The sequence below is a fragment of the Actinotalea solisilvae genome, assembly GCF_016464425.1.
GTDB lineage: Bacteria > Actinomycetota > Actinomycetes > Actinomycetales > Cellulomonadaceae > Actinotalea > Actinotalea solisilvae.
The window spans coordinates 42,891-52,753 of sequence record NZ_JADDKQ010000030.1 but is presented as its reverse complement, the minus strand read 5'-3'; the positions used below and the strand labels follow the sequence as shown (position 1 = coordinate 52,753).

Genomic DNA, 9,863 nt, shown 5'->3' with positions numbered 1-9,863 from the left:
GACGCCGCGGTCGAGGACGCGCCCGGCAGGACGACCGGGCCGGGCCACGGCGGCGTGGGGCCGCCGAGCGCCGCGGGCGCCGGGGCCCCCGCGACGCCGGCGCGCGCGGGCGCGGGCGGTGGGGTCGACGCCCAGCGCGGTCCGGCGGCCGGACGCGCGGACGTGCGGCGCGGGACGGTGGCGTCCGCGGCGGAGGGCGTGCCCTCGGCGGCCTCGACGGGGCTGCCGTCGTCATCGCGCGCGGCGGCAGCCTCCTCGTGCGCGAAGGTCTCGCCGCCCGGCACGGCGTCGTCGGCGGGGACCATCGGCACTCCTTGCGGCGGGGTGGGGGCGTCGTCGCCCGAGGCGCGGGGGGTGCGCGGCGCCGGCGGCGCGCCGGCGACCGGGGTCTCGGCGACGGGCGGCGGTCCCGACGGCGGTGGCGCCGCGAAGGGCGGCGCGGACGCTGCGGGCGAGGGCGGTGCGGTCGGGGCGGCGGTCGGGGCGGTCGGTGCGGTCGGTGCGGACCCCGGGCCCGTCGAGGCCTCGCCGTCGGCCGCGGCCGCCGGGGGCGTCACGGGGGCGAACGGGTGCCGGGGCGTCCCGGCCTCGACCGGGTCCCAGCGCACGTCGTCGAACTCGGGCTCGGGCGGCAGGCGCCGCGGGACCTCCTGGCGCAGCGACCAGCCGACCGCCATCTGCCAGGGGTCGGTCTGGTCCGACGCCGGGTCCGGTCCCGTGCCGGCGTCGTCGGTCGCGGCGTCGTCGGTCGCGGCGTCGTCGGCCGCTGCGTCGGCGTCCGGTCCGGACCCGCCCCCGCGCGCCGCGTCCTCGATCGCCGCGAGGGGCAGCTCGACGGTGCCCCCGTCGTCGGGCGCGACCGGGGACCACGAGGTCGCCGGCCGCGGGGTCGCGCCGTGGGCGACGTCGGGCACGGCCGCGGGCACGGCCGCGTCGGGCGCGCCCGCCTCGTCGGTCACGCCCGCGACGGGCCCAGGAGCATCGGACGCAGGAGCGGCCGCCGGAGCATCGGCCGCCGGAGCATCAGGCGCCGGAGCATCAGGCGCAGGGGCATCAGGCGCGGGAACGTCCGGCGCGGCGGACGGTCCCGGCCCGGGCGTCGGGCCGTCGGCGGCACGGCGCGGCGTGGCGACCGGGACCTCGCCCGTCGCCTGGAGCGCGCGCAGCTCGCGGCGGGTCAGCGGTCGGCCGACCTCCACGTCACGTTCCTCCACGGACCCTCACCCCCGACGGCAGCTCGAGCGCCCGAGGGCGCCGCAGGGTGCCGTGCGGCACCGCGCGCGGCAACGAACCTACGCCGCGCGCCGCCCCGCCGCACAATCACCCGTGCGCGGCACGGCCGTCACGCGGACGGCACGCGGACGTCGTGCGGCGCGCGGCGGCGACCGCGCCGGACCGCTCAGGCGCGGGCGCCACCCGCCCGCGGGGAGCGCGCCACGCGCCGGACCAGCGCCCGCCGGTGCAGCACGACCATGCGCCGCAGCTCCCGCTCGAGCCCGTCGGGCTCGACCACCCGCGCGAGCCGCCCGGGCCGGTCGGCACCGTCGCCCGCGCCGCCCGGACCGGACGCCACGCCGTCCGTCGCCGCACGCGCGCCGGCCCGGGGCGAGGGCCCCCCGGGTCCGCGCGGCTCGCGGCGGTCGTCGGTCACCCGACGGGTCCGAGGTCGAGCGCGTCCTCGGTGAGCGCGAGCACGGTCCACACGGCGCCGTCCGCGCTGATGAGCTCGTACGTCGGCAGGAGCGCGGCGGCGCCCGACGGGAGCCCGTGCAGCGCGGAGCCGAGCCGGAAGTCCGTGATCGTCACCTCGTCGACGGGCCACGCGAACCGTCCGCCCGGCTCGGGCGTCGCCGGGACCTCGCCCGACGGCGGCACGGCCAGGTCCGTCACGGCCTGCTCGGCGCCCTCGAGGTAGCGCACGGGGCCGCCCCACGCGGTGCCGAAGCGGGGGTCGCCCAGCCGCTCGACGGCCTCGGCGGGGCTCACCACGCCGTACTCCCCGAGGTCGACGACCGGCGCGAGCGAGCCGTAGAGCGACTGGAGCCCCGCCCCCGTGAGCGACGCGCTCCACGTCAGCCCCGTCCGCTGGCCCGCGAGCACGTGGTGCGCGGTCACGTACGTCCACATCGTGTCGCCGTAGTCCTCGCTCACGAGCTCGTACGACGCCGGGTCCTGGCCGAGCGCTGCGAGCGCGTCGCGCACGGCGCCCACGGCCGCGTCGCCGGTGGGCGCCGCCCCCAGGTCCCGCTCCCCGCACTGCTCCGGGATCCCGACGGAGGGCTCGGCCGCGCCGCCGGACGACCCGGAGCCCTCGGACGTGGTGGCGGGGTCCGTCGCGACCGCGGGCGAGCAGGACCACGGGTCCTTGGTGGGGTCGTAGTAGTTGAGGGTCGCCGTGCCGTCCGCGTAGAGCGTCACGCCCGCGCCGCTGCCGTCGCGCGGCCCGACGCCCCAGACGCCGTCGGTCAGCTCCGGCTCCCCCGCGACGCCGAGTGCGGCGGCCGCGGCGGCGACGCGCTCCTGCGTGAACGCCGCGGCGGGGTCGAAGCCCCAGGCCTGCGCCGTGCCGCCGTCGTCCGGGAGGCCGGACGACGTGAACACCGTCCGGCCCCAGCCGGACCACGCCATGTCGGTCCCGGCCACGCGGGACGACAGGGCGACGCCGCCGGCGACGTCCGCCGCGCCGGCGGCCGTCTCGGGCGCCGTCATGGGCGCGGGCGCCGGTGCGCTGCCGGCGGTGATGACGTCGCTCGCGGGCGCGGCCGGCTCGGTACCGGCGGCCCCCAGGGCGTACCCGCCGCCGCCCCCGACGAGGAGCGCCGCGGCCGCGACGCCCGCCGCGCGCGCGGGCCACCCCGTCCACCGGCGCGCACGCCGGGCGGCGAGCTCGTCGCGCGTGGCGGTCGGGGCGTCGGGACCGACGGCCTCGGCCCGGGCGCGGGCCGCGTCGACCGCCGCACGCAGTGCGACGGCGTCCGGGACGACGTCGCCCGCGGGGTCGGCGGCGCGCAGGCGCGCCTCGGCCTCGGGCGACGTGCCGGCGGCCTCGACGCCGGGGGCGGCCGCACGCGGCTCGCCCGCCGCGGGCGTGCCCGCGGGGCCCTGGGCGTCGGGGGTGCGGGGGTCGTTCTCGTCCACGGTGGCCTCCAGGTGGGGCGGGTCGGGCGTGCGGGGCGCGGGCCGTCGGCCGCAGGGGGCGGCGTCGCCGTCAGGCGGGCGTCCTCACCGTGCTTGTGTCGCGTCGACGTCGTCCCTTGCACCCGACGCGTCGGACCAGGCCTCGCGCAGCCGCGCACGGGCCCGCGAGAGCGCGGCGTCCGCTCCGCCCCGGCTGACGCCGAGCACGGCGGCGAGCGCGTCGCCGTCGAGGCCCTCCCACGCGTGCAGCAGGAGGATGCGCCGGTCGCGCGGCGTGAGCAGCGCGAGCACCCGCCGGACGTCGTCGTCGGCGACGGCGAGCCGGGCCGGGTCGGCGTCGTCGTCGGGCTCCTCCGGGAGGTGCTCGACCGGCGTGGGCCGGCCCTTCCGGCGGTGGTTCGCGAGGACGTAGGACGCGGTGCGGTAGAGCCAGGGCAGCTCGGCGCCGTCGGGCACGTCGTCGCGGCGACGCCACGCGGTGGCCAGCACGTCGGCGGTGAGGTCCTGGGCGTCGTCGCGCGCGGCGCGGCGCGCGACGTAGCGGTACACCGCGGTCGAGTGCGCGCGGAAGAGCGCGTCGAACCAGGCCTCGTCGCGCACGCGTGCTCCTCCGGGCAGGGGACGGCGGCCGCCGTCCACCTGCACTGTGTCGCGGTGCCGCGGTTCCTTGCACGAGGCGCGCCACGGGTTCGCGCGGCGTCACCCGGCCGGCCGGGCCGCCGGCCGGTCGTCCCCGCCGCGCGGGGCCGGGCGCGCGGACCTACGGTCGGGGCAGGAGGCTCAGCAGCAGCCGCGAGAGATCGGAGACGCCATGGCCCACGCGCCGCAGGACGACTACCCCGTGTCGGACGCGCAGTCGCGCGCGGACGAGCTGCGCTCGCTCGCCGGCCCCGTCGAGAGCGGCGCCGAGCGCCCGGCCGACGACGGCCCCGACGGCACCCCGCTCGAGGGCGACGCGCCCGACGCCCGCACGGACCCCGCGGTCGACGAGGGGCGCGAGGGCGGCGAGGGCGACCTCGGCGACGACGCGGACCCGTACGCCGGCCGGTCGATGCCCGCCGAGCCCAACCCCACGGCCGACGACCCGGCGAGCGACCTCAACTTCTGACGCGGCGTCCGTCGCGACGGGCGACGGCGCCCGACGACGCGCCCGACGCGCCGCCCCGGACGCACGAGAGCCCCGGTCCGTGAGGACCGGGGCTCTCGTCAGAGCTCTCCTAGGCGGCGTGCCGCCCGGTGAAGCAGGTGTCCGCGAGGATCAGAGCGGGCGGATGTTGTCGGCCTGCGGGCCCTTGGGGCCCTGCTTGACCTCGAACTCGACCTTCTGGTTCTCCTCGAGCGAGCGGTAGCCGCTCGTCGCGATCGCGGAGTAGTGGGCGAAGACGTCGGCGCCGCCCTCGTCGGGGGCGATGAAGCCGAAGCCCTTCTCGGCGTTGAACCACTTCACGGTGCCAGTAGCCATGGCAGTCTCCTTCAGGAGTGTCGGGACGGTCCCGCGTCTGCGGGGCCGCATCAAGCGCGGTGTTCGTCGTCCGCTCCTGGTAAGGAAAATGCGCCTGGCCGTGGAGGCCGGGCGCACTCGAGACGTGCAAGCACAGCAACTTCGGTGCTCACGCTACGGCAAACCCGCCCGGACCGCCAGGGGCAGCGACGACCCGGCTGATCGCCGGCGCCCGCCGGCCGCGCTCCCGGACCTGCCGGGCCCGCCCCGGAGCCCTACCCTCGGACGCGTGAGGCCGTTCCTCCTCCTCAGCACGAGGGCCGACGACGCCGCCGCCGACGGCGAGCTCGAGGCGATCGCGCGGTTCGGCGGTCTCGACCCCGAGCGGGAGATCCGGCGGGTCAGGCTCGAGTCCGGCCCGCTCCCCGCGATCGACCTCGACGACTGGTCGGGCGTCGTCGTCGGCGGCAGCCCCTTCAACGCGAGCGACGCTCCCGAGGAGAAGTCGGACGTCCAGCACCGCGTCGAGGCGGAGCTGCGCGGCCTGCTCGACGAGGTCGTCGCGCGCGACTTCCCCTTCCTCGGCGCCTGCTACGGCGTCGGGACCCTCGGCGTGCACCAGGGCGGCCTCATCGACCGCACGTACGGCGAGCCGGTCGGCGCGGTCCCGGTGACGCTCACGCCGGCCGGTCGCGCGGACCCGGTGTTCGCCGTGCTGCCCCCGACGTTCGACGCCTTCGTCGGCCACAAGGAGGCGGTGCGCGTGCCGCCGCCCGGCGCGGTCGTGCTCGCGAGCTCACCGGGGTGCCCCGTGCAGGCGTTCCGGATCCGCAGGAACCTCTACGCGACCCAGTTCCACCCCGAGCTCGACGCGCCGGGCATGGTGACGCGGGTCGAGGTGTACCGCGACGCGGGGTACTTCCCGCCGCACGAGCTCGGCCTGGTGGTCGAGCGCGTCACGAACGCCGTCGTCGACGCCCCGCCGCGCCTGCTCGCCGCCTTCGTCGCCCGCTACGCGCGCTGACCCGCCGCGCGGTCCGCGCGTGCGGTCGCGCTACGCGCGGCGCGCGACGAGCGCCGCGACGCCGTCGAGGAGCCGCTCGAGGCCGAACGAGAACGCGTGGTGGGGGTCGACGGCGGCCTGGAGCGCCTCGCCCGCGACCGGCCCGACGCGCGCGACGGTCGGGAAGCGCTCGGGGTCGAACACGCGGTCGACGTAGGGCGCCGTCGCCTCCCACCACTGGAGCTCGGTGACGCCCGTGAGCCGCTCGACCTCGGCCTTCTCGACCAGCCCGACGACCGTCCCCGACACGAACCCGTTGACGAGCGTCACGACCGAGTCCATCTCGAGCTCGTCGAGGCCGAGGCCGTCGACCGCGCTGAGCTCGCGCTCGTACTTGGCCATGATCGCGGGGCCCAGCGGCGGCCGCGCGGTCGACACCCGCAGCAGCCACGGGTGGCGGACGTGCACCTCCCACGCGTCGCGTGCGACGCGCTCGAGCCGGTCGCGCCAGCCCATGCCCTCGGGCCACGGGCCCGACGCCGGGCCGCCCGGGCCGTACGACTCGCCGAGGACCGCGTCGACCATGAGGTCCACGAGCTCGCCCTTGCCCGGGACGTGCGTGTAGAGCGACATCGGCGCGACCCCGAGGCGGTCCGCGACCCGCCGCATCGACAGGCCGGCGACCCCCTCGTCGTCGGCCAGCCCGACCGCCGCGCGCACGATGCGGTCGACGTCCAGGCCCGGCTTCGGGCCCGGCCGGACGGCGTCGCCGGGCGTGCGCCACAGGAGCGCCATGCTGCGCGCGGGGTCGCCGGCGCCGGTCGTCTGGGTCATGCGACCATCCTCGCGCTTGCCATCTCCGTACAGCGTACGGTAGCGTCCTCGGCGCATCCCCGTACGGCATACGTGGTTCCGCTCCGGAAGCGAGGTCACCGTGTCCCACCCCCTCTCCCCGACCACCTCTCCTCCCGTCCGCGTGCGCGGCCTGCGCAAGACCTTCGGGTCCGGGCCCGTGCTCGACGGCGTCGACCTCGACGTCGCCGCCGGGACGGTCCTCGCGCTCCTGGGCCCCAACGGCGCGGGCAAGACCACGACCGTCCGCGTGCTGGCGACCCTGCTGCGGCCCGACGCGGGCGAGGTCCGCGTCGCCGGGCACGACGTCGTCCGCGAGCCCGACGCCGTCCGGCGGCGCGTGGGGCTCGTGGGGCAGCACGCCGCGCTCGACGAGGTGCTGGGCGCGCGCCAGAACCTCGTGATGTTCGGCCGGCTGCACCACCTCGGCCGGCGCGAGGCCGGCCGGCGGGCCGACGCGATGCTCGAGCGCTTCGGGCTCGCCGACGTGGGCGACCGCCCGGTCCGGCAGTTCTCGGGCGGCATGCGCCGTCGCCTCGACCTCGCCGCCGGCCTGCTCGTCGCGCCTCCGGTGCTGCTGCTCGACGAGCCCACGACCGGCCTCGACCCGCAGGCGCGCCTCGAGGTCTGGGGCGCCGTGCGCGGCCTGGCCGACCAGGGCGTCACGACGCTCCTCACGACCCAGCACCTCGAGGAGGCGGACCGCCTCGCCGACGACGTCGCCGTGCTCGACGGCGGGCGCGTGGTCGCCCGCGGCACGCCCGACGAGCTCAAGGCCGCGATCGGCGGCGACCGGATCGACGTCGTCGTGGCCGAGGGCCGTCGTGCCGAGGCGGCGCGGCTCGTCGCGGCCGCGCTCGGCGTCGACGTCGAGGAGCCGGCGGCGCGCCCCGACCTCGTCACCGCGCCCGTGACGGACCGCGCCGCGGCGCTCACCGCGGTCGTCCGCGCGCTCGACGCGGCCGGGCTCCCCCCGGTCGACGTCGGCCTGCGGCGGCCCACGCTCGACGAGGCCTACCTGCGGATCACCGGCCGGCCCGCGGAGCCGCCGGACGGCGCCGCCCCGGATCCCGCGCCCGCGCCGGACGGCGCACGCCCGGCGCGCGCGACGGGGGTGGCCGCATGAGCGCCGTCGACGTGGCGGGCCTCACCCGCGCGCCCCACGACCCCGTCCGCGAGGGACCGGGGCGCCGCCTCGCCTGGGCCCTCGCCGACGGGTGGACCGTCGCCCTGCGCGACCTGCAGCACTGGCGGCGCCAGCCCGGCCAGCTCGCCGTCGGCCTGCTCTTCCCCGTGCTCATGGTCGTGATGTTCGGCTACGTGCTCGGCGGCGGCATGGCCGTGCCGGGAGGTGGTGACTACCTCGACTTCCTCATGCCCGGGATGTTCGCGCTGACCATGGTCTTCGGCCTGGAGTCGACGCTCACCGCCGTCGCGACCGACGCCCAGCGCGGCGTCACCGACCGCTTCCGGTCGCTGCCCATGGCGCGCTCGGGCGTCGTCCTGGGGCGCGCGATCGCGGACATGCTCGCCTCGACCCTCGGGCTCGGCGTCATGCTCGTCTGCGGCCTCGTCGTGGGCTGGCGGGCCCACGGGACGCTCGGCGAGACGATCGCCGCCGTGGCCCTGCTGCTCTGGCTGCGGTTCGCGTTCCTCTGGGTCGGCATCCACCTCGGGCTCGTCTCGCGCGACCCCGGGCTGGTCATGGCGGTGCAGATCCTCGTGTGGCCGTTCGCGTTCCTCTCGAACGCGTTCGTCCCCGCGTCGACGATGCCGGCCTGGATGGGGGCCGTCGCGGAGGTCAACCCCATGGCGGCGACGGTGGCCGCGACCCGCCAGCTCTTCGGCAACCCGGGGGCCCACGCCGACGGGTGGCTCGCCGAGCACGCACTGGCGGTGGCGGTCGCGTGGCCGACGGTCCTCACCGTGGTGTTCGTCGCCCTCTCCGTGCACCGCTGGCAGCGCCTCGAGCGCTGACGCGTCAGCCGCCGAACGCCGCGCGGACGTGCCGCACGGCCGCGTCGACGTCCACCTCGAGCTCGCGCAGCCGGCGCACGTACTGCTGGGCCGCGACGGCGGCCTCGCGCTCGCGGTCCTCGCCGCGCACGGCGACGAACGTCCCGTGGCGGCCGCGCGTCACGACGACGCCCGACTGCTCGAGCTCGCGGTAGGCGCGGGCGACCGTGTTGGGCGCGAGGCCGAGGTCGTCGGCGAGGCGCCGGACGGTCGGCAGGCGCGTCCCGGCGACGAGCGCGCCGGCGTCCACGAGCGCGACCACCTGGGAGCGGACCTGCTCGAACGGCGGGACGTGCGACGTCGGGTCGACCCCGAGGATCACCGCGCACCGCCCGTCGCGCCTGCCGCCGGGACGTCCGGCGCGACCGGCGGCGTGGGCCAGAGCCGGCGGCGGAAGTGGCGCTCGGGCCGCAGGGCGATGCTCGCGACCCCGACGCCGAGGAGCGCCAGGAGCAGGGCCGCGAAGAGGCCGTTCACCAGGCCGACGGCCGGGTTGGCCGGCCACCCGCCCTCGAGCCCGTCGCCGATCGCGCCCAGCAGCAGCAGCGGCAGGTAGACGCCGGCGACGAGCGCGACGGTGACGCCGTCACGCAGCGTGAGGGACCGCAGCGCGTCGTCCCACGCGAGGTCGAGCGGCGTGGCCGCGGCCTGCCGCCGGCCCAGCAGCCAGCGGGCGGCGAGCTCGTCGACGACCACGAGCAGCACGGGGACGACGACGGCCGCCGCCACGAGCGCCCCGGGCAGCGGCCCCAGCTCGACCAGGCCGAGCCCCTCGACGGCGGCCAGCCCGCCGGCGACCGCGGCGGAGACGCCGGCGGTGACCCACGCCCCCCACCGCTCGACCCGTGCGACGTAGTCGCCGTGCTCCGGGACGGTGACCCGCGCGAGCCGCGGCCCGGGCCGTACGGGACGGCTCGACTCGTACCAGGCGATCACCGCGGAGCCGACGGCGTAGCCGGCCAGCCAGCCGAGGACGACCAGGAGGAGCCCGCTCGAGGCGAAGCCCGCGTCCGCGTCGGGGGCCGGCGCCGCGACGGCCGCGGCGACACCCAGCACCAGCCCGCCGACCGCGCCCGCGCCCCGGCGACGGGCGAGCCGCCGCGTGACGACGCCGTCGCCGTCGGGGTCCTCGAGCCGCAGGTCCACCTTGCGGGCGAAGTCGTGCGCCCGCAGGAGGCGGCTCCGCGGCGTCGCGTGGCGCAGGAGCACGACGGCCGTGGCGAGCACGGGGAACGGCATGAGCGGTAGGAAGTCCATCGGTCCCCCGGGGCGGTGCGCGGCGCCTGTGAGCGCAGAGTTTGTACTGAGAACTGTCTCAACGTAGCAGTACAGTCCTGACACAGACAAGACGGCCGTCCGCCGATCGCGGAACGCGCTCGACGCGCCCCGCCGCCGCCGGGCAGGCTGTGCGCT

Annotated in this window: 11 protein-coding genes and 1 pseudogene; 4 read left to right on the top strand and 8 right to left on the bottom strand. The window is 78.4% G+C overall.

Annotation, left to right across the window (positions count from 1 at the left end):
- The 4 genes and pseudogenes from JIG38_RS19190 to JIG38_RS19175 all read right to left on the bottom strand — a co-directional run.
- Positions 1-959, bottom strand: a pseudogene (locus tag JIG38_RS19190) (hypothetical protein); the annotation flags it as partial.
- Between the two features lie 440 nt (positions 960-1,399).
- Positions 1,400-1,651, bottom strand: a complete 252-nt coding sequence (locus JIG38_RS19185) for a hypothetical protein (RefSeq protein WP_199425260.1) — start codon at positions 1,649-1,651, stop codon at positions 1,400-1,402.
- On the bottom strand, positions 1,648-3,138 hold the full coding sequence (locus tag JIG38_RS19180) for a hypothetical protein (RefSeq protein WP_199425259.1): 1,491 nt from the start codon (positions 3,136-3,138) through the stop codon (positions 1,648-1,650). The genes JIG38_RS19185 and JIG38_RS19180 overlap by 4 nt, the downstream gene beginning before the upstream one ends.
- Before the next feature lie 84 nt (positions 3,139-3,222).
- A complete protein-coding gene (locus tag JIG38_RS19175) occupies positions 3,223-3,738 on the bottom strand; it encodes an RNA polymerase sigma factor (RefSeq protein ID WP_307845045.1) in 516 nt (171 codons plus the stop codon).
- A 211-nt stretch (positions 3,739-3,949) separates the two neighbouring features.
- On the opposite strand from JIG38_RS19175, the gene JIG38_RS19170 reads away from it, so the two are divergent.
- The gene (locus JIG38_RS19170; RefSeq protein ID WP_199425258.1) at positions 3,950-4,246 is read left to right on the top strand and encodes a hypothetical protein; all 297 of its coding nucleotides are present in this window, start codon (positions 3,950-3,952) and stop codon (positions 4,244-4,246) included.
- A gap of 150 nt (positions 4,247-4,396) precedes the next feature.
- Here the strand turns inward: JIG38_RS19170 and JIG38_RS19165 are convergent, their stop codons facing one another.
- Positions 4,397-4,600 (bottom strand): cold-shock protein, encoded by a 204-nt coding sequence (locus JIG38_RS19165; protein WP_182112993.1) that lies wholly within the window; start codon positions 4,598-4,600, stop codon positions 4,397-4,399.
- Between the two features lie 268 nt (positions 4,601-4,868).
- On the opposite strand from JIG38_RS19165, the gene JIG38_RS19160 reads away from it, so the two are divergent.
- Positions 4,869-5,603 carry a glutamine amidotransferase gene (locus tag JIG38_RS19160; RefSeq protein ID WP_199425257.1) on the top strand — a complete coding sequence of 245 codons (735 nt, stop codon included), beginning with the start codon at positions 4,869-4,871 and terminating at the stop codon, positions 5,601-5,603.
- Positions 5,604-5,633: 30 nt separating this feature from the next.
- Here JIG38_RS19160 and JIG38_RS19155 read toward each other — a convergent pair whose 3' ends face one another.
- Positions 5,634-6,416, bottom strand: coding sequence for a TetR/AcrR family transcriptional regulator (locus JIG38_RS19155; protein WP_199425256.1), 783 nt, complete (start codon positions 6,414-6,416; stop codon positions 5,634-5,636).
- 100 nt (positions 6,417-6,516) lie between these two features.
- On the opposite strand from JIG38_RS19155, the gene JIG38_RS19150 reads away from it, so the two are divergent.
- Both JIG38_RS19150 and JIG38_RS19145 read left to right on the top strand, forming a co-directional pair.
- A complete protein-coding gene (locus tag JIG38_RS19150) occupies positions 6,517-7,560 on the top strand; it encodes an ATP-binding cassette domain-containing protein (RefSeq protein WP_199425255.1) in 1,044 nt (347 codons plus the stop codon).
- Positions 7,557-8,411, top strand: a complete 855-nt coding sequence (locus tag JIG38_RS19145) for an ABC transporter permease (protein WP_199425254.1) — start codon at positions 7,557-7,559, stop codon at positions 8,409-8,411. The genes JIG38_RS19150 and JIG38_RS19145 overlap by 4 nt, the downstream gene beginning before the upstream one ends.
- A gap of 4 nt (positions 8,412-8,415) precedes the next feature.
- Here the strand turns inward: JIG38_RS19145 and JIG38_RS19140 are convergent, their stop codons facing one another.
- Together JIG38_RS19140 and JIG38_RS19135 are read right to left on the bottom strand one after the other, a co-directional pair.
- Positions 8,416-8,772: a GntR family transcriptional regulator gene (locus tag JIG38_RS19140; protein ID WP_307845044.1), complete on the bottom strand. Its 357-nt coding sequence runs from the start codon at positions 8,770-8,772 to the stop codon at positions 8,416-8,418.
- On the bottom strand, positions 8,769-9,707 hold the full coding sequence (locus JIG38_RS19135; protein WP_199425253.1) for a hypothetical protein: 939 nt from the start codon (positions 9,705-9,707) through the stop codon (positions 8,769-8,771). The genes JIG38_RS19140 and JIG38_RS19135 overlap by 4 nt, the downstream gene beginning before the upstream one ends.
- Positions 9,708-9,863: the final 156 nt, after the last annotated feature.

Coding starts and splice junctions, on each gene's coding strand:
- JIG38_RS19170 (WP_199425258.1), top strand. CDS start 3,950: ATGGCCCACGCGCCGCAGGACGACTACCCCGTGTCGGACGCGCAGTCG.
- JIG38_RS19165 (WP_182112993.1), bottom strand. CDS start 4,600: ATGGCTACTGGCACCGTGAAGTGGTTCAACGCCGAGAAGGGCTTCGGC.
- JIG38_RS19155 (WP_199425256.1), bottom strand. CDS start 6,416: ATGACCCAGACGACCGGCGCCGGCGACCCCGCGCGCAGCATGGCGCTC.
- JIG38_RS19145 (WP_199425254.1), top strand. CDS start 7,557: ATGAGCGCCGTCGACGTGGCGGGCCTCACCCGCGCGCCCCACGACCCC.
- JIG38_RS19135 (WP_199425253.1), bottom strand. CDS start 9,707: ATGGACTTCCTACCGCTCATGCCGTTCCCCGTGCTCGCCACGGCCGTC.